This window comes from Marinobacter halotolerans (genome assembly GCF_008795985.1).
Taxonomy (GTDB): domain Bacteria; phylum Pseudomonadota; class Gammaproteobacteria; order Pseudomonadales; family Oleiphilaceae; genus Marinobacter; species Marinobacter halotolerans.
This window is the reverse complement of the sequence record NZ_VMHP01000001.1, coordinates 440,226-461,994: the sequence shown is the minus strand read 5'-3', so window position 1 is coordinate 461,994 and position 21,769 is coordinate 440,226. Positions and strand designations below refer to the sequence as shown.

The following is a 21,769-nucleotide window of genomic DNA, read 5'->3' as shown; positions in this document are numbered from 1 at the left end:
TTTTCGTTTCCAGAACGGCTGGGTCGGGAAGACGCCTGGTCAGCGTTAGCCCTGCATGCCCGGCTGGTAATCAGGGGTCACGCCGCTGGCCCGCTTCTTCCATGAACCGATTTTCCGGCTGATAACCTGAACTGCCTGTTGTGCTGCTGCACGGGTGTACTGGCGCCTGACATCATTTCCGTTGTGGAGGATGCTGGACGGCAGCGGGTGATGAGATACGTTATGGAATTGGGTCATAGCGCCTCCTCCTTTCTGTTAGGTGAATTGTTAATTAGTCTTGGTTGCTTAGCTGACTATATACACAAGTGTACGGGTTCGTTTTTGCAGCGTGAATACGTTAAAATCCGTACAAACGTTGCAAATATGCAGTTATTTATGGATTGGGATTATCTTCGCTATATACACGCCCTCGCCACGGGCGGAACATTCGCCAAAGCCGGTGAAATACTCGGCGTGCACCAGACCACGGTTCTTCGTCGCCTGGACCAGATGGAAGAGCAGATGGGCGTGCAGTTTTTCGAACGGGACCGGGAAGGTTTGCACCTGACCGCCGTCGGCGAAACCGCGTTCCGGGAGGCCGACAGGCTGGCTACCGACATGGAGAACCTGGAGCGCCGACTGATCGGTCAGGATTCAGCGCCGGCGGGCAAAGTGCGGCTGGCGGCCACGGATGTGATGGTCAACGCGCTGATTGGCCCTCTGGTCAGTGAGTTGTTGCAGGCGTATCCGGACATCGAACTGGAAGTGCTGACCGACAACGACGTGCTCAATCTCAGCCATCGCGACGCCGATCTTACCCTGCGGCCGGTAAACAGGCCCCAGGCCACCCTTGAGGGGGAACGGATTGCCACCATTGAGTCGGCCGTCTACGGTTCCCCCGATTACTGCCAGCGCCATCCGGACATGGACCTGGCGCAGGCGCCGGAGCTCAACAGCTGGATTCTTCCGGATGAGAGCTTCAGCCATCTGGCTACCGGACGCTGGTACCGCAAGTTCCTCAAGAACGCCCGGTCGGTGGTTCGATGCAACAGTCTGCAGTCAATGTACTCACTGGCCCGAGCCGGAGCGGGGCTGGCGGTTCTGCCCTGTTATCTGGGCGACATCACCACCGATCTCACACGACTGACCACACCTATAGAAGGGGAAGGCGTTGATTTGTGGCTGATCGTCAATCACGAAACCCGCCAAATGGCCCGGGTGCGGCTGGTAATGGAGTTTCTGACCCAGCGTCTTGTGGGACTCAGCCCGAATATTCAAGGCGCCGGCTAGCGTGATTGCCAGTCGCCACAGAACGGCCAGAACTGGTAGAAGCGCCAGCACTGGAATTCCTGCTCGCAGGTCTTTAACTGGTTGTCGTAGCGGAAGGCGCGGTTCTGCACCCTTTCGGCCAGTGACATGATCGCTGGCTTGGCCCGATAGCTCTGGCGTCGGTAGCCGGTGCGTCCCTCATGATAGGCCAGGTAAAGCTCCCGCGGTTGGTAGAGTTCAATATCGGTTTCCTGCCGGGTCAGATGGTTGTACCAGCCCACGAAATCCAGCGCGTACTCCATGTTGGTGCGCACCACCGAAACCCCGTCACCGTTGGCCGCCAGGTACTCTCCCCAGGCCGGGTCCAGCGCCTGGGCATAGCCGTAGGCGGTTGTCGGCCTCAGCCATGGAATAAAACCCAGCAACTGCCTGCGCGGTGGACGGGCATGGCTGCGGAAAGACGACTCGTAATACACAAATGCCAACTGCGTGGCGATTGGCGTACCCCAGCGGTCCTGCGAATGACGGGCGTAGTCGTACCACACCGGGTGTTCACGGAAGATGTCGCAGATATTGTCCGGGTTGGCCGGCGGATCCGGTTCCAGAAGACTGAATCGCAAGGTTGCCAGAATGGTAATGATCACGCCCAGCACAGGCAGGCCGTACCATCGCAGGCGTGCTGCCCAGGTGGCGGGCAGTTTCTGGCGTAGTCTGTGTCTGCGCATATCTTGATTCGGTCGCTTGGCTCGTGGCATAAGGGGGCTTTCGTTCCAAGGATACTAAGTTCATGCCCGCGCTATCCCAAGTTACACCGGTTTTAGTTTTGCTGCTGACGCTCTCTGGTCTGGCACAAGCCAGTCCTTTGGCGAAATCCGTCCTGGAAGCTTCGCCGGTTGACGAAATTGTCGCCGGCTATCCGGAAATGATGAGCGAAGGCGTACGCCGGGGGCTCGGTCAGGTCGGACAGATGGATCCGATGATGGTCACCACCATTGCTACCATGGTTCGCACGGCCTTTCGCTCAGCCGATATTGAAAAGCAACTGGTGAGCGACCTTGCCGGTTCCCTCAGTGAGCAGCAACTTGAAGCCGTTGGTCAGTGGTACCAGACACCACTGGCAAAGCGCATCGGCCGTGCCGAGATCGAGGCATCCCGGGCAGAGGCCTGGCGGCCGATAGAGCAGGGTGCGCCTGAACTGCAGGCCAAGTTCAGGGGTAGCGAACGCGCCAGACTGTTTACCCGTTACGACCAGGCTGCCAGGGCCACCGAGAGCGCGGTGGACACCACTATCGCCGTTCAGCTTGGTCTGGCGGCCGCCATGGCCGCGGTTCAGGGCGATCAGGGACCCGGGTTCGAGCGAATGCAGCAGATGATCCAGAGCCAGCGTGAACAGATTCGCGCCGTGGTGGCCCAGCAGGTGTATGACATCTATCTTTATACCTACCAGGATTTTTCGGTGGACGAGCTGAAGGAATACATCCGGTTTCTGGAAACCGACGCTGGTGCCCGGTTTACCCGTGTTGTAACCGCGGGCATTCAGGAGGCTATCACAAGGCCCGTAGAAACCGTGGGCCGTCAGCTTGCGAGATTTCTGAATCCGTCGTGAAGTGGGAGACAGCTCATGGATTTTAACGCCTACCAGACAGCCATCGGTGGTGAATTTCGTGGGCAGGATTGCCCGTTTCCGCCTGAAGACATCGACCGTCGACTGAGAACCGTACGTAATCGAATGCAGGCAGAGGGGCTGGGGGCATTGTTGCTGACCGATCCGTCCGACGTGTTCTACCTCACGGGTTACAGTACCTTTGAAGTGTCCGTTCACATTGCCCTAGTGGTGACTCCAGACGATCTGCTCCTGCAGGTACCGTCTATCGAAACGGGCCCGGCCACCATTACCACGCGGGTTGAACAGGTAACCGGCTACCGCTGGGAAAGCATTGATGAGGTTCTGGATCCCCTTGCCAATGCACTGAATGCGGTAAAAGGCGAGGGCAGAAATCTGGGCATTGACTACTGGCACGGTTCACTGCGTACCGGGGTGGTTGAGGGTCTCAGAGCACGCCTGCCGGGAACCGGATTTGTAGACGCCTCCAAGCTGGTAAAGTCCGTTCGCATTGTGAAATCACCAGCGGAGCTGGAGTACCTGAAGCGTAGCGCCGCGATTACCTGCCAGGGTATTGAAGCTGCCGCCGCTGTGGTGCGACCCGGGGTAACGGATAATTATGTCGCGGCTGTGGGTGCTGAAGCATTGATCAAGGGCGGTAGCGAATTCATGAGTATGCAGCCCATTGTCACCGCCGGCGCCCGCAGCAGCATCATCCACACCAACCACAAGCGCAAGACGATTAAGGAGGGAGAACCCGTCTTCCTGGAATTCGGCGCTGCCTGGCAGCGTTACACCGCGCCCATGATGCGTACCGTGGTTGCGGGAACCCCCACCAAGGATATGCGTCGGGTGTTTGATGGCTGCCGCCGCATCGTCGATGCGCTGCAGGAGTCCATGAGGCCAGGGCAAACCTTTGATTCCGCCGCCCTGGCTGCAGAGTCCGCGCTGGCACCTTTAGCCGACGAGGTTTTCTTTTCCGGGGTTTTTGGCTACACCGTCGGTGCTCAGTTTCCGCCATCCTGGGTGGAAGGGTCCGGCTATATTGCCAGGGGTGAAACGGCGGTTTTCGAGGAAGGCATGGTGTTCCACCTGCCTATCTGCCTAAGAATTCCCGGGCGTTGGGGTATGGGGTTCAGCGACACCATGAGGGTGGGCGCAGGCGGTGGCGAGGCTCTGACCACAAACCCCTGGCGGCTGGAATGATCAGCCGTTAGTTCGGAAGCTTTTTCTTGTCGTGCTGACTTTGCAGCGATGCCTGCGGTCGGGTCTCGAAGTAATTCTGGTATCGGCCGTCTTCACGGAAGCTTTTCAGGCCCTGATTAAAGGCTTGGGAAAGTTTCGCGGTGTCCGGCTCGTTACGGGGGAAAAGCAGGAAGCTCTCGTTCTCCAGAATCGGCTTGGGGTGATGGGTAATCTGCGACGACTGGCCGTTGTCCGTTTCCCGGCGAAGAATGTAGTAGCCCACGTTGATCTCCTCGGGAAAGGCGTCGATGCGACCATACAACAGCTTTCTGAAATTCAGTTCCGCTGAGGCAGCCCACTCCACGTTCAGAATGTTTTGCTCAGCTGCCTCGTCAAATTCAGGCCCGTAACTGTAACCATTGCTGCCGCCAAGAGTGAGTTCGGCCAGGTCCGGCAGGGTGTTCCACTGGATCGGCTCGGCTTTTCGGTAAAACAGTACAAACTGTTCCTGCATTACGGCATCGCTGTAGATGAAATCCGTCTCTCGTTCTTCTGCGTGCATCCAGATTGCGGTGGCGTCGTGCCGGCCAGTGGCGGCCTCGCGATAGGCCCGCTTCCAGGGAAGGAAATGAAAGGTTACCTCATAGCCCTGTTCGGCAAATATATCCCGCACCAGTCGTGCCACGGTTCCCTGCCCCGGTTCGTTTTCAACGAAAAAGGGAGGCCAGTCACCCACGCTGATGGTGATTTGCTTCGGACCTTGTGCATAAAGTGCACCGGCCCAGAGCAGGAGAACCAGCGCGACCGTTGAGCACCTGAGATTAGTGAGCATGCGATCAGTTTAGTGCAAACCGTCATCGGCGTCACTCCGGCCTTTCAGGCGGAGTTCGCCCAGACACAGCCGGGCTGGCTGGTCGAGATTCGAGGTGAAAAACATCAGCCGGCGAATATCATCCAGTTCCATTTGACGACTTCTGGGTGCTGAGGCAACTGAGTCCAGGCTCTGCTGTAGACGGTTGATTCCCGGTTCAATCTGGAAGGTCCGGTTAAAGCGGTCATGGTAGGTGTTGTTGCCAAGCTCATGAGCCATGTCGTTAATCCTGAGGGTCAGGGAGATGGCGTAGCTCTGCGGGTTCCACAGAGCGAAAGCCAGTTCGTCATACCCTTCCCAGTTGGACGGCAGGTTGTCCAGCGAGGCGCCGGAGTAGCGGCGGGTTGTCAGGTCAATGGTCAGTGCGCCGTCGCCAAGGGGGCCGCAGGTATCACCAGTACTTCTGGCTACATTGCCACGCCAGTATCGTTCAGGGTGTTCCTGCTGGAAATCGTAAAGGTCGGGTAGCCAAAGGTTGATTTGGAACTGTTGTATGCCAATGCGCGAAACGGTAACCAGGTCGATGGATAAAAGTCCGATTGCAGCGATTCGTATTAGCCGTTCGCGGAGGGGGGCGGACTGCGGAAAACCTACCCGGGGCCGCAATGCCAGAACCATCCAGAGGCCGGTCAGGTTGCGGAAAACATCCCGGCTGTCCACGTCCCGGTTGTCCAGAGACTGGGCAAATTCCACGCCCAGACCCAGAACAAAAACGGCCACAGTCGCAACAGCCCAGAGTTTCCAGCCGGAGACAAACCGCCATGGCCGGACTGTCACGGTCAACAGGGCAAAAAAGATGGGGTGCCCCAGATTCCAGGCTGCCCGTAGCAGCGGGCCGTCACTCCAGCCGGGGCCGCCGATAAAAAACAGGGGGAAGAGGCAGAGCAAACCCACCGGCGCCAGCCAGAAAAGTTGCCGGCGCCGGTGGAATGGGACTGAGGGCAAGCCGATCAACTCCGGCTGGTGACTTCCAGCAGGTGGTAGCCGAACTGGGTTTTAACCGGGCCAAGCACGGTATTAACCTCGCCGTTGAAGACGGCCTTATCGAATTCGGGCACCATCTGGCCGGGGCCGAAGGAACCCAGGTCACCGCCATTGCGGCCGGATGGGCAGGATGAGTGCTGCTTCGCCACTTCGGCGAAATCCTGACCGCCTTCGATGGCCTTTTTGAGCTCTTCGCATTTTGCTTCGCTGTCTACGAGGATATGACGGGCCGTTGCCTGTGCCATAAGGAAGATTTCCTTTTTGCCGAGATTGTTGAAAAAGCCAATGGCTTTATCCGAGCCTGAAATGCTGCCCTCCCTGGCGCGCTGAGGCAAGCGTTTTGTCCGTGTTTTTGCGGTCTCACGGTTTGTGCCCGAAATCTGTACAATACTGCGCTTTCGTTCCGGCGTTGCCGGGCATTCACTTTATTACGGATTCCTCCTTTGATTTCCACCGCAAATATCACCATGCAGTTCGGTGCCCGACCCCTGTTTGAAAACGTGTCGGTCAAATTTGGCAACGGCAACCGGTACGGCCTGATCGGCGCGAATGGTTGTGGCAAGTCCACTTTTATGAAAATTCTCGGCGGCGACCTGGAACCCTCTGCCGGCCAGGTCATGGTAGACCACAACCAGCGCCTGGGTAAGCTGCGCCAGAATCAGTACGGCTATGAAGACTGCACCGTGCTGGATACCGTCATCATGGGTCACGAGGAGCTCTGGCAGGTAAAGGCCGAAAGGGACCGCATCTACTCGTTGGCGGAAATGAGCGAGGAAGACGGCATGGCGGTGGCGGATCTGGAGGTCCAGTTTGCCGAGCTGGATGGTTACACCGCGGAAGCCCGCGCCGGTGAGTTGCTGCTGGGGCTGGATATCCCGGAAAACCAGCACAACGGCCTGATGAGCGCCATTGCACCGGGCTGGAAACTGCGGGTGCTGCTGGCCCAGGCACTGTTTTCCGACCCGGACATCCTGCTGCTGGACGAGCCCACCAACCATCTGGACATCAACACCATTCGTTGGCTGGAAAATATTCTGGTGGCCCGTAACAGCACCATGATCATCATTTCCCACGACCGCCACTTCCTGAACAGCGTGTGCACCCACATGGCGGACCTGGATTACGGCGAGCTTCGCCTGTTCCCGGGCAACTACGACGAATACATGACCGCTGCCACCCAGGCGCGCGAGCGCATGTTGTCGGATAACGCCAAGAAGAAGAAAGAGATTGCCGAACTGCAGCAGTTTGTCAGCCGCTTCTCTGCCAACGCCTCCAAAGCGAAGCAGGCGACTTCGAGGGCCCGGAAGATTGATAAAATCGAGCTGGAGGAGGTCAAACCCTCCAGCCGGGTCAGTCCGTTTATCCGGTTCGAACAGACCAAGAAGCTGCACCGTCAGGCGGTAACCCTTCATGGATTCACCAAGGGCTTCGAGAATGAGCCGCTGTTCGACAATCTGGATCTGAAAGTGGAAGCCGGGGAGCGAGTGGCGATCATTGGGCCCAATGGCATTGGCAAGACCACGTTGATGCAGTGCCTGGCCGGCAAGATGACGCCCGACGGCGGCGAGGTCAAGTGGACGGACAGTGCCCAGGTGGGCTACTACGCCCAGGACCATTCCGACGATTTTGCCAATGACATGACCCTGGCAGACTGGATGGCCCAGTGGACTCCGGACGGTGAGCAGATGGTGCGCGGAACCCTGGGGCGGATGCTGTTTTCGGGGGATGAGATCGGCAAGTCGGTGAAGGTGATTTCCGGTGGCGAAGAAGGCCGGATGCTGTTCGGCAAGCTGATTCTGCAAAAGCCCAATGTGCTGTTGATGGATGAGCCCACCAACCACCTGGATATGGAGTCTATTGAGGCCCTGAACCTGGCGCTGGAAAACTACCCGGGCACGTTGATTTTCGTCAGCCACGACCGGGAGTTCGTATCGTCACTGGCCACGCGCATTCTGGATCTTTCCGGGGAGGGTGTGACTGACTTTAGTGGCAGCTATGACGATTATTTGCGGAGCCAGGGGTACTACTGAAACCTGGTGATCAATACTCCCTCATTGTAAATGGGGGAGTAGCAGGTTGGTTTGGCTGCAAGGGTGACAGAGAAAAAGCCCGGGTCTTTCGATCCCGGGCTTTGTTGTTTGAGGGGAACGATATTTCCCCAATCAGCTCACGCCAATCATTCAGTCAGCGTTAACGGCTCCCCAATAGCTTTGGCCGCTACTTCGGCCGCGCTGAACGGCAGTGCTATCCAGTTTTCTTCCGAATAGCGCCGCGTCTGGTCGCGATGGAACGGGCGAGTGCTGTCCGGTGACTGCGAGAACGCCAACAGCGCCTCGGCAACCGGGCCTTCGTCGTCAAACGTGACCGTCTGCATGTAGGTTGGACCCGCCGTCGCAGGCGTGTATTCGCCCTGATCGTTTATCCGGGTTCCGAGCACGTTGAACACGCCCTCGCTGCCACTGCCGCCGTGCATCGGGATACGCTCACCGTTGTTCCCCGCATCAACTTCGTATTGAAGAACGCCCAACTGTTCGTCCAGAGCAATTCCGAGGTCGTTAAACCGCTGGATAGCATCTCCCAGCGCCTGTCGAACGGCCAGTCGAGAATCAGGATCCTCTGCGGGCGAGATGATGTCCAGATTACGAGGCGTATTAACCGGATCGTTCTCATCAAATCCAACCAGGAATCCTTTGCCACGGGCCATCATGCCCTGGAAATCCGCATTTTTAGCGAATTCCCGAAACACGTGCGCGCCACGACTACCCACATCATTACGACGATCCCAGTTTGCCAGTGCGTTACAGCCATCGGTTCCGTCAAGGGTGCCGCCACCGGCAACCGGCAGCGTCGGGTTGGCGAAGCAATCACTAAGCACATCATCCAGCACCAGCTCAGCGGCATAACTGCGGTTGCTGTAACCAACCTCCTGCAACTTCCGCAGGCTGAATTTGTTGCCACCCAGGCCATCGGAACCGTTGAGACGATCCTGCACCTGAACAATGCCCATGCGGGTGCGCAGAATCCGTGGATAGGCGGCATCAACAGTGTTCCCGGAAGGCAACAGATTACGACGCAAAAGGGGCGAGAAATCTCCGTTCAGCGGCTCATCCGGATTGCTCAGCCAGTAGCTGTCGTTGGAGTTGGTGGAGTAGGTTTCGTTGATCAATACGGGCAGGTTGGCGCCGCCCAGTATGCCGGCCTGTGGAGAATCATCGTCGGAATCCCACTCACAGGCCGCTCGGCTGCCATCGAGTGCCGCAACACCAGATTGTGCAAGCCCAAGAAGCGCGGGCTGACCCAAACTCAGGTTGCACTGGAAAAACTTGGCCGCACTGACGTTCGGAACGGTGGATATATCTGCATACATCGCTTTACCAAAACGGTCAGCGGCGATGGTATTGATGAACGGCAGGCCAAGCGTTTCCTTCAACCGGGCCTCGAGGTCCTCAACGCCGGTGGCCTTGTTCATGGAATACCATTGATTGATGCCACGAGGGTTTTCGGACGCCGCATCGCGAATGGCAAATGCCGTCGCCCCATTGCCCCAGGCGAAAGGTGCAAGTTCGCCATTGACAAGCTCAATGGCAAGCATCGGCCCAAAATGAGAAGTGTATACGGTTCCGGTTCTGGTTCCGCCACCCGGCACCTGAATAGTCACCTCGTTGGGCACGATATCGCGTTTTTCTAATACACCGTCGGCGTTGGTGTAGTTGTATTTCAATGGATCGTTTGCATCTAACTGAAGTTGATACAGTGTGAATCTTTTGGCCGTGGAGACCGTGTGACTCCAGGCCACGTCTTTATTGAAACCGATATTCACGAACGGCTGACCTTGCTGCCCCGCGCCCATTACGTCGATCTCGCCCGGAATAGTCAGGTGAAATTCGTAAAAGCGCTGCACGCCCTGCCAGGGCTCATGCGGGTTGCCGTACAACATGCCACGACCGTTTTCAGTCACGTCTGCGCCCAGAGCGTAGGCGTTACTGCCGCCCTTGGTGACGTTGATCGTACTGAGGTCGAATTCATAATCCTCTGGTACTGAAAGCGAAGCAACCGCCGGTGCCGGCGGTGCAGCTAACACGATGGGCGTTACGAAGTTGGAGAGACCGCCTCGCAAATTACCTTTGTTATAGACGGCTGCCAGATCAAGCTCGTCGATTTCCTGCACCCAGGGCTGGCCCGCGCACGTCGGGTCAATATTGTCGACACCGGTGTCACGGAGGTAACGGCTATAGCCGGCGGCGTAGCCTTTAATGGCGTCCAGCACTTCCGGCTCCTGAGCGCCCAGCAGTTCCTGCTGTTTCGCTGGATCGCTGTACCAAGTGTAAAAAATGTCGCTACGGTTATTACCGGGCGTATCTCCAAAATAGAGCGAACGCTGGCCATTGGCTGTCACGATTTCGTTTGCCAGAGAGCAGATGTTGTCCTCGGCAAACGAATAGCCCAGACCGTAGCCAAGGCCCAGGTAATCTTCCGCGACAATATGAGGAATACCGAACTCTGTGCGCTGCACGGTGGCGGAGTAGGACGGTGACGAATCGACGTTATTGTCGTTGTCGCTGCCGCAGGCCACCAGGCCCAGCGAGCTTACCGAAACAAGGGCAACTGCCAGCCCCAGGCGTTTGTGTCTGAAAAGTACTCGATTCATTTGAAAAAGCCTCGTATTTATTCTTCTTGGACATGGCTGTTGAGTGCTAGCCTTAATTAAGGGTTTATTGTCGGTAGCACTCCTTGAATAAATCGCATCTTGTCAATCTTTGCAACATATTTAGAGTGTGTTTCATGGTGAGAATGTGCTGACTTTCTGGTAGAGCCAACGAATCAATGGCTTGAATGTTTTGAACGGCCCAAATAAAAAAATACGGAATTCAGGTCAGGACATGAATCGCGATCAGGCTGCACCCATACAGAAAGTAACCCGCGTCGATCTCCTGCAATTGGCCAGACAGCACTTTTTGGCTTGCGAACGGCTGGACATCCGTCAACTATCTGAAAAACTGGGCATTAACAGAGTGACTGTCTACCGCTGGGTGGGCGACAGAGACCAACTAGCAGCAGAAGTTCTGTGGGACCTCGCCCAGTTCGCCATGGCTCAGGCCCGCAAAGACGTTGACGAACACCAGCGGGATTTCCTGCATATTTTTGAACGTTATATCCGGTATCTGGGCGATTCACCGGCGTTGGCGGCTTTCCTGAAAAGGGAACCGCAGTTTGCGATCCGGGTATTGACCTCCCCTAGCGGTTTCCTGCAAATCCGTCTCCACGAGGCCTTTGAAAGCCTGCTGACGGAGGAACACGAACGCCATGAACTGGCTATTAGTCCAGACACACTGGCTTACATCGTGATCCGCATTGGTGAATCGTTTATCTATCCACATATCAGTGAGGGCATAGAGCCCGATTTTGAGCGAGCTCTGAAAGCTGTTGCTCTGCTGCTTCGTTAAAGACAAACAAAGCTAAAAGCGAAGATTTAGAGCAGCTCATGGAAAGCCAAATTACAATTTCGGATCTCCGCATTCTTCCGCTTTAAAGAGAGCAAACGTTTCTCGCCTGAATACTTTCGTTTTTCATTTGAAGCCAATAGCGATGAGCTAAATGTGATTCGAACTTTGCTCCCGCCAGCCGATAAGACGCCTGGCTATTGAATTACAACAGGTTTGAACCACCCTGTTTTTATATGCAACAATATGCATAACAAAGCGATTTGGGGGCACACCAGTGTTCCAAACCATGGCTAGGCAGAAGGTTTTAAAAGCTTTCGAGCATCTATCTAACAGAGATGCTGAAGGCCTTCTGAAAGGCTGCTCCGAAACAATCCATCACGAATTCGCTGGCAATCATGCGCTTGGCGGTGTTCGTCACGCAACATCTTAATTCCGTTCTCCATCGCTTGACGGCGAGAGGCGTGACGGAAGCAGACGCACAACCAATTGAGGGGGAATGATGAGTCGTATTCGTATGATGGCCGCCCTTATGTATGGGGTGACCGGGATCATTAGCGTGATTCTTGGTTCAGTCTATGTTTTACATGATGAGTTTATGCCCTATCACGCTCAGGCGCTCGGTCAGGCTTGGGAAAGCCTGAATTCGGCCACGCAAACCCTTTTGCTGGCGCTTATGGACGTCGCCGGCGCTGGCTGGGCGGTTACCGGCATGCTGGTCTGTGTGCTGATCCTTTTTCCATTCCGCGCTGGCGAGCGCTGGGCACGTTGGGTGGTACCGGGGGCACTGATCGCTCTGTATGTACCTATTCTTCTGGCCACTCTGAGCGTCCTGGCCTCTACTCCAGCCACCCCTCCGTGGTATGGCAACGCCGCGGCCCTCACTGCAACGACCATCGGATTCTTCCTGGATCAGCCGTGGAGGCGTCTTAGCTAAAGAGCTTCGCCAACGTGGCTGATCAGTGAGACGCCTCGTTTTCGAACCAGAAACCTTCTTCACGAAGTTCGCCTCGAAACTGCGGATAAACGGACGCCCAGTCGCCAAGGTACCCAAAGCCGGGCGACTGGCTCTTGTCGTTCAGCAGAAACTCACTCATCACAGCGGTGGGTATGGCCGTAGCCTCGTACAGATCGGCATGCCCGATCGCCGCTCGGAAGAGCTGACCAGCGCCTCGCCCCACTGCTTCAATAGAAAGACCAAAAGGCCGGGACGTCAATCGTTTCAGGGCGCCAAAGAACACTCGTTGTCGGGTTTCGAAAGGGATACTGCGGGCCAACACGGTTCCTTCAAGCAACATCAGGGCGTCAGTCACTGGATTAAGCCCTGCGTGATAGCACTTGAACGTTTGAAGCCCCAATTCTTCAGGCAGCGAGTCAAACTCGTCCAAACGAATGGGTACGCAAAGACTTCGCCCCAAGCCTCCGCGAAAGCGTTTCCACTTGTAGTCCCAGAGGGAGCTGCGGCGCCAATGGCCATCGTAAACCCAGCCCTGGCTGCCTGACGCACTCAACATATCCGCTGCGCCACTCCAGCCGATCTCATTGGAACGAAAACGTGCAAACAGCTGCATCTGATTCAGCGGTTCCGGCGACTGAAGCGATAACCACCGCGCCAGCCATCCCGGCAACCCCGGATCTGCTCCTGCATCGAATACAAAGCGGCTTTGTCCGGCGCTAATCAGCGGAGCAAGGCTCTCGAAAACAGCCCGCTTTCGGGAATCAGGCGCGATGTCTACGTAATCGGCACCATTGTCGACACACGCCCGAACCAGAGTTTCCAGCGAGGTTGGGGACGCATCACAAGCGAGGACGACCAATTGCTGCCCCTCGCATGCCCTGATGATCTGCTTTTGATCCGTCACGTCGACCGACGCTGCCAGGTAATCGATGCCAGCGGGCGCTTCCTTTTCAAGCTCTTCAACACAGGACTTGGCTTTAGCCATCGATCTGCCTGCGATGGTGATGGCACCGGTCAGTCGTTTACCGAGTTTCATCGCAATGGCTTTGCCTGCGGCGCCGTAGCCGCCGAGAATCATGACGTTATTCATAGATAAGCTTATTGTTGTACTCGGTGGTCACAGTAGAGCCACACCATCCTGTCCAGGAACCAGACTTTGCCAGCATAGATAAGAACAGTGCCCACCATCGTCGGCCAAACGTCGAGGTGCCAGAGTCCCCAAACCAAAAATGGCACGCCAACAGCGGCCACGATTGAGAGTAGAAACGGCACGATTCGATGATGTCCACCCATTCTCTCCCCGGCGTTCTCCAACCAGAGTTGTTCGCCAAGTACGGCCATGGATGCCCAATTATCGGTAGAGCTCGGGGCGCGGAAGAGCCGAGGGTTCATCCACGCCCAAACGACGACAAGACCGACTAAAACAAGGGACCACCACCCGAGCCACTCCCTGCTCCATACCGCCGCAATGAAAAGAGGAAGCACCGTAAAACGCGTCCAGACACTCATTGGGTTCGCATGTTTCTGCCATTCTTGGCCTCTCAGCCCAAAGGCTTTCGCAATTTGCCGCCAGAACGTTTGGCTCTTCATACGACCTCATCTACCCGTTTTTGGGTTAGCCTGATTGACCGCCAGCACTTCTTCAGACCAGGCAAGCCAGGATCGATTTACTTCAATTCCCCGCCTCAAGGCCATATGCTGAAGCCTGTAATGCCGTGGCATTCCCTCGGGCGCGGAGAAATATCGGGCTTCGATAGCCAGATACTTATCCAGCGTGGCCTGCCACTCGATTCTGTGAACGGCAAGTTCTTCCTCGAGGTTGGCACTTTCCCAAAAATCACCTGCAAACAGTTTCAGAAGTAATGGGTCGCGGACTTTCGGGCGACTGGAAGGCGTATTGACCCATTCGGCAAGCTCCCGACGCCCAAGGTCGGTGAGCGAATAAACTTTTCGATCCGGTTTGCCAGTCTGTGGCACGTCCTCAAAGGTGACGCATTCTTCGTCCAAAAGTCTGGCCAGTTCGCGGTAGGTTTGTTGATGACTCGAATTCCAGACATTGCCCATGCGTTCTTTCAGTGTCTGTGTGAGTTCGTAGCCAGTGGCCGGAGACTCATGCAAACAACTTAACAAGGCGAACTTCAGAGCCATTTACAATTTCCTTGTTCGATGTGGAAAGGGATCAAATTAATATGCATATGGTTGCATATAAATGGGAGTTGGGCAAAATATAGAAGATATATGCGAGCAAAGGTTCTTCTATGAATTTCGATATATTTGTCGGCGCTGCGATCGCTATCCAGATTCACATTATTGTGGCTTTTATTGCCGTCATTGCCGGCGCGTTACAGTTAGTTTTGAAAAAGGGAACGACGCACCACCGGGTCATTGGCTGGTTCTGGGTGCTTTTGATGACTGCGGTGTCGGTGAGTTCGTTCTTGATTCACGAGCTGAGGGTGTGGGGTGCATGGAGCCCGATCCACCTGCTCTCCGTTTTCACGCTGTGCATTCTGGGTGTTGGTATTTGGGCTGCACGCAACGGCAGGGTCAAAACCCACGCAATCACCATGGCGGCCACCTACGTCTTTGCATTAATACTTACCGGAGCCCTTACCCTTCTTCCCGGTCGCATGATGCATCACATGCTCTTGGGTTGATGACCTATCAACACCAATTGCCAACACCGACTTTGAGGGCTCGCTGATCGCGCAGCAAAAGTAGTCAAAGGTAGAAAACTTCGCGGTAAAAAGGTGCCAACATGCAGTCAAAATTCAGAAAAAGAGCCCCCGAGTCGGTTGGAGCGTTGCTGGCCGTTTTGACAGGCATCTTGATATTCATCCTGCCAACGCCCATGGCCCGAGAGCTGTTGGCGATAGTGATGACGTTGATCGGAGCCGCCTATTTTGGTTTCGCGTTTTCCCAAAACGACCGGGGCAAAGCCATTGTTGAAGTGATCGTCGCCTCAGCTTTTGTTGCCGTCGCACTTCTTGGGCTTTGGGTGTCGATGTGGTTTATCGTCGCGGGGCTGTTTCTTCACGGTGTTTGGGATCTTCTGCATCACCGCCCTGAGTTCGCGGAGATTCCCTCCTGGTACATACCGTTCTGTACCTGGTACGACTGGGCCGCATCTGCCGTGGTTGCTCTCTGGTTGGTAATGCAGTATGACAATACCTTTACTGCTGCGCCTTAAGCATTGAGGCCATTTTTTGATGGATCAAGTTGACTGCCTTTAAGGGCCGAATCATGACTTTAAATTCTACGACCCTTCCATCATCGCCCCACTTGATCATGTCCACGCCGTTGACCGAGACACCGTCGAGTTCTACCTGAAACTCCAACACTGCGTCTCGTGGGCCGATGACCTCTCTGACGTATTCGAAGTTTTCATTGAAGAATACCTGGAAGGCCGCAGCCAGGTATTTTGTGACAAGTGCCTTTCCGACCTGAGGCGTGTGAAGAATAGGCGAATGGAAAACCACGTCTTCAGCGAGGAACGCATCCAAGCCCTTTACGTTTCCAGACGCCGCAATTTCGTGCCATGTAGCAAGAGTGTCGATAGTCATGCGCTGCCCTCTAATGATTGAAACGCCCCTGGCTCACACCAGTACTGCCCCGCATCAAACTGCCTTGTCTGCTGCCTGAACTTCCAGGTAGAACCAGGCCAGAGAGTTGTGTTCTTACCATTTTCATTCACATACCAGCTCTTGCAGCCTGTCTGCCAGACAGAGTTGCCCAATTTGGCGTGAATTGATGCGTTGTACTGGCTTTGCGAGCGATTTCTTACCTCAATGCTCTGCCAGCCGTTACGCTCCATCTCCTTCAGGGCGTCCAGCACGTACTGGATCTGGCTTTCGATCATGTAGATCATGGAGCTGTGGCCAAGGCCAGTGTTTGGGCCCATCAGAATGAAGAAGTTAGGGAAACCGGCGATGGCCGTGCCTTTATAGGCTTCGGCACCGTCTTTCCAGGCATCCAACAGGTCCTGCCCGCCGCGACCATACACCATGCCTGACGGAATCGGCTCCTGAGCCCTGAAGCCCGTGCCGTAGATGATGCAGTCCACCGGCCGCTCTTCACCATTGCGGTCGACAATAGCGTTCTGACGAACTTCTCTTACGCCATCTGTCAGCACATCCACATGGTCCTCAGCGAGGGCCGAATAGAAGTTGTTAGAGATCAGAATCCGCTTACAGCCAAAATGGAAGTCCGGCGTGACTTTTTTGCGTAGTACCGGGTCCTTGATCTGGTTACGAATAAAACGACGGGCCCGCAGCTCACCGATTTTCAGGATGCGGGGATTAACCACAAAGCCCAGAATCCAGGCCTCCCGCGCCCAGTAAATGTACTGGCGAAAGGCATTCAGTAACTGAGGAAAGCGCTTGAACAGAGCCCTTTCCAGTGGCCGGATAGCGCGATCCGGTTTAGGGACAACCCAGGGCGGCGTGCGCTGATACAGGTCCAGATGGGCTGCCTGTTTCGCCACTTCCGGCACGAACTGTATGGCGGAAGCGCCAGTCCCTATCACCGCCACTCGCTTACCGCTGAAATCGTAATCATGATCCCAGTTCTGTGAGTGGAACTGCTTGCCCTTAAAGTCTTCGAGACCTGCGATGGCGGGATAAGCCGGAATGCTCAGCAGGCCCATGCCAGACACGACAATATCTGCCTGGAAGCTCTGCATCTCCGGTAGCGCTTCATCCGATCGGTCCAGCCGGTCACCGGCGGTCACGCCCTTATTCTGCCGATACGACCAGAGCGCAGGCGCATTGCAGGTTTCGATATTCCAGCGGCGACGCCGCTCATCGAACCGGGCACCAGCCACATGAGTATTCAAGCGGATATGGTCTGTAAGGCCATACTTTTCCGCGCAGTACTTCAGGTAGGCCTTGATCTCATCCTGCTGGGCATACATCCGTGTCCAGTTGGGGTTCTGTTCGAAGGAAAAGGAATACAGCGCCGACTCTATATCACAGGCACAGCCGGGGTAGTGGTTCTCGTGCCAGGTGCCGCCGATATCATCACCCTGTTCAAGAATCACAAAGTCGTTGTACCCGGCCTCTTTCAGTTTGATACCCATTCCCAGACCAGAGAACCCGGTGCCGATGATGGCTATTCGGACTGATGTTTTCATGTGTTGACCTCAATGCGTAATAGCCGGTTGGCCTGCACCAATGGAAAGCTGTCCTATTTGCCCTGAATTTATAGGTAAGCTCTCTGTTGTGGGTAAGTAAATGAGCCAAACGATTTCTCGGGCGACGCTGTGATGCCCGGACAATGTTCATGGTTTTTGGGGTGTCACTGATCCGTTGCAGGAAAAAACGTCAGTGGAGACTAGGGCTAATGAGCGCCAGGCGAGAGTTAGAGTCATTGCTAAATCCCTCTACGTTAGAAGCGTCATCCCTGATCTGACTCAGATTTTTTTGAAATCAGCCTAATGACAGTTCCATTAGTGTGTTTTTATTCAGAAACAGGTACTAATTCCAGCTTCAGTACCTAAAAAAACAATAGCAGGGATCTAAGTAGTGCTTTAGGTTATTTAGGCTTAGCTATCCAGTGAACATGCCTGTTTGATCTAAGAGGCTTTTATCACTTCCTGACCTTTCCTAACACTGCTTAAAAAGATAACGACATTTGTTTTCTTGCGCCCAAAGAGTCGGATGGATGGTTGCGTCCAGATTGAGCCGTCTCAGGAAGTGAACCCAGACGCAATCCGTTCACGAATGATTCGTCACGGACTGGTCGCAAAGCGAACATTCAGATTCGCCGGATTTTTCCAACTCTGGGTGGACCTAATTCGGGGTCAGGGTCAGGAGGGAGGGAAGCGGAGCTTTAACGACAAATACTGCGGATTTTCGAAATGGCCGCACTCGACCCTGCCATTGATAAGCGAAAAGGAGTCCCTCCATTCTGATGCCAGTTCAGCTCTAACAAGCGACTATGGCGTCGACCATAGTGGGTTCTACCCCGTTTCCACGTACGGTTTTAAAACGGCTGACAACTTCTGATCCTGAGCGGCAACTCTACGTCGCATCCTGGGATTATGGAACCGCTCAACATAGTCGAATACATCAGCTCTCGCTTCATTCTGAGTGCGGTAGCGCCGGTGGTGAACTCGCTCACGCTTGAGCATTCCGAAGAACCCCTCACAGGCAGCGTTATCGCCACAGTGGCCGACCGCACTCATACTGCTCACCAGGCGGTTGCTGCCGAGATATCGCTGGTAGTCCCCGCTGGTGAATTGACAGCCTCGATCCGAGTGTAAAATCACCGGGACTTTCCCCTGGCGCTGCCAGACCGCCATCTCAACGGCTCTGATCACCATGTACCGATCCTGGCGGTGATGCATGGACCAGCCAACGATCAGCTTGCTGAACAGGTCGAGAACCACGCAGAGAAAGAGCTTTCCTTCCTGCGTGGGTATCTCCGTAATATCCGTCACCCACTTGGTGTCTGGCTCCAGAGCGGAGAAGTTCCGCTCCAGATGATTCCGGATACCCGGTGGCCGATAAGATCGACGTCCCAAACGTCCGCGCTTCTTGCGTGGCCACCCCTGAATGCCATGCATGGCCATCAATTGCGCAACACGGTTCAGGCTTGTTGAAGCACCCTCGGCAACCAGGTCCTCGTGCATGCGGGGTGATCCAATCATGCCACCGCTGTCATCATGAATCTCTCTGATGCGCGACAACAAGTACTGATTAGCCTTTGCCCTGGCGGAATGGGGGCGAGATACCCAAGCGTAATAACCGCTGGCTGACACCTTCAGGCATCGGCACATAAGACGTATGGGGAAATTATTGCGACAACGTTGAATCGCCTGATACCTCAGGACGACTCCTTTGCGAAGAACATTGCCGCTTCGCGCAAAAAATCACGCTCCTTCTTCACACGGGCCAGCTCTCGCTTGAGACGGGCAACCTCCTCGTCTCTTGGGGAGCCAGAGCCCTTGAAGGCCTTGTCTGTCTCCTCATCCGCTTCTCTGCGCCATCGGGACAACAGGTTGGGATTAATGCCAACCTCCAGGGCTATCTGGCGACAACTCACACCGGGTTGCCGGGTTAAAGCAATGGCTTCGCGTTTGAACTCTGGGCTATATTTTCTGCGTCTGGACATGAACACTCCTTTGGCACAGTGTGCCTCTTTTTAGGAATGTCCGCAGTAACGGGGTAGAACCCGAGCGGTTACAGTTGGACTGCTATCCTTTTGACTTTTGACGGCTATGCCTCGGATAGAATGGCGAGGCGGTGCACAAGCTAGGGTCAGCAAAAGCCAAAAAAAACAATCAGGCGGGGAGCAGGTATGAGGATCAGGCAAGCATGCAGAGCAGGCCCATTGATGGCTACGGCTCTGGTATGGAGTGGCGGCGCAACCGGGCAGGATGGTGCCGCAACCTCCGCGGAAACCCTGCCGTTTATCACGGTGACTGCGCCCCGGTTGTCGCGGGATATTTACAATACCCCGGCGGCGGTTTCCGTCGTCAACCGGCGGGATATCCAGCAGGGCCAGCAGCGTATTCACCTGGACGAGTCCCTGGAATTTGTCCCTGGCCTGTATCTGCAGAACCGGGAAAACTATGCCCAGGGCCAGCGCATCTCCAGCCGGGGCTTCGGGGCGCGGGCGCCATTCGGTATTCGCGGCCTTCATATCCGGGTTGATGGCATTCCCTACACTTTGCCCGACGGGCAGGCCCAGATCGACGCGGTGGACCTGGCCAGTACCGAGCAGATTGAAGTGATTCGTGGTCCTTCCTCGGTCCTATATGGCAACGCCGCCGGAGGTGTTATTGATATCACTACGGCGGATGGCCGTCGCATGCAGCAGTCACCGGTGATTGATCTGCAGGGTGGCAGTCACGGCCTGAAGCAGCTTGGCATCCGGGCTGGCGGTGAGCAGGGCGACTGGTTCTACTCGGCCAGTGCTTCTGCCCTGCAGTCCGATGGCTACCGGGAACAGAGCGAAGCGGAGAAATACCTGTTCAATGGCAAGCTGGGCTATCAGTTGGATGACCCGCGATCCCTGACCGTGCTGCTCAACGTGCTGGACACTCCAAAGGCGGAAGATCCAAGTGGTCTTAACCGCGAAGATGCCGAGAAAGATCCACGCCAGGCACGAGACATCGCCAAGAACATCGACTCGGGGCAGACCGTTGACCAGCAGTTGATGGGTACCCACTACAGCGACCAAGCCTTTGCAGGCGGCGCCCTGGATGCCCGGGTCTTCTACAGCTGGCGCGATTTCGAGCAACAACTGCCGTTCCCCGGCTCCAGCCTGATCAACTACCAGCGGGACTACTACGGCGGAAGTCTGGAATACAGTCGACAGGCCGATCTGGCAGGGCGTCCATTCAACTGGATCGTGGGCACGGACCTGGGCTGGCAGGAAGACGACCGCGGACGTCGCAGTGTTGATGCCACCGGAATGGTTACCGGCACGACGGGGGATGAGTTTCAGCAGGCCACGAGCACAGGGGTCTTCGCACAGGGTGAGTGGGCGCTGACGGAAAAACTCGCCTTCAGCGCCGGGGTTCGACATGACCGGGTTGCCATGGAAATAGACGATGATTATCTGGGGGATGGCAGTGATGATAGTGGCGAGCGAACCTTTCGCGAATGGTCCGGTAGCCTTGGCCTGAGCTATCAGTACCGGCCGGCCCACCAATGGTACGCCACCGTCGGCGATGCCTTCGAAACACCAACTTTCACCGAGTTTGCCCGCCCTGATGGCACGGGCGGCTTTAACCCTGACATAGAGCCCCAACAGGCCCGGAACTATGAAATGGGTGCCCGCGGGTTATTCGACATGGGGCTGGAATACGAGGTTTCTCTGTTTTCCATCAATGTCGATGACGAACTGATTCCATTTGAGAGCCCGGGCGGGCGTACCTTCTATCGGAACGCAGGGCGAACCTCCCGCGACGGTCTGGAGGCGGCGGTCCGTTATGCCTTCCTGCCTGCCTGGGAGGTCCGCAGCAGCCTGACTCTGGCCCGTTACGAGTTTGACCGCTACACCACCAATGGCGGCGATGACTATGCCGGCAACGATCTGCCCGGGCTGCCGCAAACTCTCTGGAACGGCGCTTTGGCATGGCGGGGGTTGGGCGGTCGTTTCGCGGAAGTGGGTGCTCACTATGTCGGGGATTTCTATGCCGATGACGCCAACACCGAAGAGGTCGATAGTCACTGGCGGTTTGACCTGAAGGGCGGCGAAAGCTGGCGCTTGGGTGGCGACACCACCGTGGATCTATATGGGGGTATTCGCAACCTCTTCGACGAGGACTACTACGAGAACGTGCGTATCAATGCCAGCTTCGAACGCTATTACGAGCCCGCGCCAGGGCGTACTTTCTACGCCGGTGTGAAAGTCGGATTCTAAAATCGTTCAGCCAGAGCTTGTCTAAAAAGGGCCAAAATGCTCAGCAAAAAGGTCTGCTTTCCAATAGAAGCGTAGATCTTCAAAAAAGGATTGCTAATGTTCGCTTTTGT

At 55.7% G+C, this 21,769-nt stretch carries 21 protein-coding genes; 9 read left to right on the top strand and 12 right to left on the bottom strand.

Features of this window, described 5'->3' with window-relative positions; genetic code table 11:
- Positions 1 to 45 precede the first annotated feature (45 nt).
- Entirely contained in the window at positions 46 to 237 is a 192-nt protein-coding gene (locus FPL19_RS02060; RefSeq protein WP_150910129.1) for a hypothetical protein, read from the bottom strand.
- Between the two features lie 138 nt (positions 238 to 375).
- Between FPL19_RS02060 and FPL19_RS02055 the strand changes: the two genes are divergently transcribed.
- A complete protein-coding gene (locus FPL19_RS02055; RefSeq protein ID WP_150910127.1) occupies positions 376 to 1,269 on the top strand; it encodes a LysR family transcriptional regulator in 894 nt (297 codons plus the stop codon).
- Here FPL19_RS02055 and FPL19_RS02050 read toward each other — a convergent pair.
- Positions 1,266 to 1,973 carry a transglycosylase SLT domain-containing protein gene (locus tag FPL19_RS02050; RefSeq protein WP_150910125.1) on the bottom strand — a complete coding sequence of 236 codons (708 nt, stop codon included), beginning with the start codon at positions 1,971 to 1,973 and terminating at the stop codon, positions 1,266 to 1,268. The genes FPL19_RS02055 and FPL19_RS02050 overlap by 4 nt on opposite strands.
- Before the next feature lie 62 nt (positions 1,974 to 2,035).
- Here FPL19_RS02050 and FPL19_RS02045 point away from each other — a divergent pair, with 62 nt between their 5' ends.
- Both FPL19_RS02045 and FPL19_RS02040 read left to right on the top strand, forming a co-directional pair.
- A complete protein-coding gene (locus tag FPL19_RS02045) occupies positions 2,036 to 2,854 on the top strand; it encodes a DUF2059 domain-containing protein (RefSeq protein ID WP_150910123.1) in 819 nt (272 codons plus the stop codon).
- 15 nt (positions 2,855 to 2,869) lie between these two features.
- Entirely contained in the window at positions 2,870 to 4,057 is a 1,188-nt protein-coding gene (locus FPL19_RS02040) for a M24 family metallopeptidase (RefSeq protein ID WP_150910121.1), read from the top strand.
- Positions 4,058 to 4,064: 7 nt separating this feature from the next.
- On the opposite strand, the gene FPL19_RS02035 is transcribed toward FPL19_RS02040, so the two are convergent.
- From FPL19_RS02035 to FPL19_RS02025, 3 genes are read right to left on the bottom strand one after another with little or no spacing between them, the layout of a single operon-like run.
- Positions 4,065 to 4,868: a substrate-binding periplasmic protein gene (locus tag FPL19_RS02035; protein WP_150910119.1), complete on the bottom strand. Its 804-nt coding sequence runs from the start codon at positions 4,866 to 4,868 to the stop codon at positions 4,065 to 4,067.
- A 9-nt stretch (positions 4,869 to 4,877) separates the two neighbouring features.
- Complete coding sequence (locus FPL19_RS02030; protein ID WP_150910117.1) at positions 4,878 to 5,852, bottom strand: succinyl-CoA synthetase subunit beta; 975 nt, start codon at positions 5,850 to 5,852, stop codon at positions 4,878 to 4,880.
- Positions 5,853 to 5,857: 5 nt separating this feature from the next.
- A complete protein-coding gene (locus tag FPL19_RS02025) occupies positions 5,858 to 6,136 on the bottom strand; it encodes a peptidylprolyl isomerase (RefSeq protein ID WP_150910115.1) in 279 nt (92 codons plus the stop codon).
- A gap of 198 nt (positions 6,137 to 6,334) precedes the next feature.
- On the opposite strand from FPL19_RS02025, the gene FPL19_RS02020 reads away from it, so the two are divergent.
- A complete protein-coding gene (locus tag FPL19_RS02020) occupies positions 6,335 to 7,921 on the top strand; it encodes an ABC-F family ATPase (protein ID WP_150910113.1) in 1,587 nt (528 codons plus the stop codon).
- 146 nt (positions 7,922 to 8,067) lie between these two features.
- Here the strand turns inward: FPL19_RS02020 and FPL19_RS02015 are convergent, their stop codons facing one another.
- A complete protein-coding gene (locus tag FPL19_RS02015; protein ID WP_150910111.1) occupies positions 8,068 to 10,539 on the bottom strand; it encodes a penicillin acylase family protein in 2,472 nt (823 codons plus the stop codon).
- A 232-nt stretch (positions 10,540 to 10,771) separates the two neighbouring features.
- Between FPL19_RS02015 and FPL19_RS02010 the strand changes: the two genes are divergently transcribed.
- Positions 10,772 to 11,335: a QsdR family transcriptional regulator gene (locus tag FPL19_RS02010; RefSeq protein ID WP_150910109.1), complete on the top strand. Its 564-nt coding sequence runs from the start codon at positions 10,772 to 10,774 to the stop codon at positions 11,333 to 11,335.
- Positions 11,336 to 11,930: 595 nt separating this feature from the next.
- Positions 11,931 to 12,269: a hypothetical protein gene (locus tag FPL19_RS02005; protein ID WP_150910107.1), complete on the top strand. Its 339-nt coding sequence runs from the start codon at positions 11,931 to 11,933 to the stop codon at positions 12,267 to 12,269.
- Positions 12,270 to 12,291: 22 nt separating this feature from the next.
- Here FPL19_RS02005 and FPL19_RS02000 read toward each other — a convergent pair whose 3' ends face one another.
- Genes FPL19_RS02000 through FPL19_RS01990 form a run of 3 tightly spaced genes read right to left on the bottom strand, consistent with a single transcriptional unit; the run spans position 12,292 to position 14,438 of the window.
- Positions 12,292 to 13,380 (bottom strand): saccharopine dehydrogenase NADP-binding domain-containing protein, encoded by a 1,089-nt coding sequence (locus tag FPL19_RS02000; protein WP_150910105.1) that lies wholly within the window; start codon positions 13,378 to 13,380, stop codon positions 12,292 to 12,294.
- Between the two features lie 8 nt (positions 13,381 to 13,388).
- Positions 13,389 to 13,880 carry a DUF6653 family protein gene (locus FPL19_RS17815; protein ID WP_150910104.1) on the bottom strand — a complete coding sequence of 164 codons (492 nt, stop codon included), beginning with the start codon at positions 13,878 to 13,880 and terminating at the stop codon, positions 13,389 to 13,391.
- Between the two features lie 6 nt (positions 13,881 to 13,886).
- The gene (locus FPL19_RS01990) at positions 13,887 to 14,438 is read right to left on the bottom strand and encodes a PadR family transcriptional regulator (RefSeq protein ID WP_150910102.1); all 552 of its coding nucleotides are present in this window, start codon (positions 14,436 to 14,438) and stop codon (positions 13,887 to 13,889) included.
- Positions 14,439 to 14,548: 110 nt separating this feature from the next.
- Between FPL19_RS01990 and FPL19_RS01985 the strand changes: the two genes are divergently transcribed.
- On the top strand, positions 14,549 to 14,944 hold the full coding sequence (locus FPL19_RS01985) for a DUF2306 domain-containing protein (protein ID WP_150910100.1): 396 nt from the start codon (positions 14,549 to 14,551) through the stop codon (positions 14,942 to 14,944).
- A 101-nt stretch (positions 14,945 to 15,045) separates the two neighbouring features.
- Positions 15,046 to 15,477: a DUF6010 family protein gene (locus tag FPL19_RS01980; protein ID WP_150910098.1), complete on the top strand. Its 432-nt coding sequence runs from the start codon at positions 15,046 to 15,048 to the stop codon at positions 15,475 to 15,477.
- On the opposite strand, the gene FPL19_RS01975 is transcribed toward FPL19_RS01980, so the two are convergent.
- The 3 genes from FPL19_RS01975 to FPL19_RS01965 all read right to left on the bottom strand — a co-directional run bounded on the left by FPL19_RS01975 (position 15,461) and on the right by FPL19_RS01965 (position 19,400).
- Entirely contained in the window at positions 15,461 to 15,850 is a 390-nt protein-coding gene (locus FPL19_RS01975) for a nuclear transport factor 2 family protein (RefSeq protein WP_150910096.1), read from the bottom strand. The two genes, FPL19_RS01980 and FPL19_RS01975, sit on opposite strands and share 17 nt — an antisense overlap.
- A complete protein-coding gene (locus FPL19_RS01970) occupies positions 15,847 to 17,418 on the bottom strand; it encodes a flavin-containing monooxygenase (RefSeq protein ID WP_150910094.1) in 1,572 nt (523 codons plus the stop codon). The genes FPL19_RS01975 and FPL19_RS01970 overlap by 4 nt, the downstream gene beginning before the upstream one ends.
- A gap of 828 nt (positions 17,419 to 18,246) precedes the next feature.
- Positions 18,247 to 19,400 (bottom strand): IS3 family transposase gene (locus tag FPL19_RS01965; RefSeq protein WP_150910092.1). Its coding sequence is split into 2 segments (ribosomal slippage): positions 18,247 to 19,160 and positions 19,160 to 19,400, totalling 1,155 coding nucleotides; the frame shifts between segments, so codons are not numbered across the junction.
- 222 nt (positions 19,401 to 19,622) lie between these two features.
- On the opposite strand from FPL19_RS01965, the gene FPL19_RS01960 reads away from it, so the two are divergent.
- On the top strand, positions 19,623 to 21,659 hold the full coding sequence (locus tag FPL19_RS01960; RefSeq protein ID WP_150910090.1) for a TonB-dependent receptor family protein: 2,037 nt from the start codon (positions 19,623 to 19,625) through the stop codon (positions 21,657 to 21,659).
- The last annotated feature ends 110 nt before the right edge of the window (positions 21,660 to 21,769 follow it).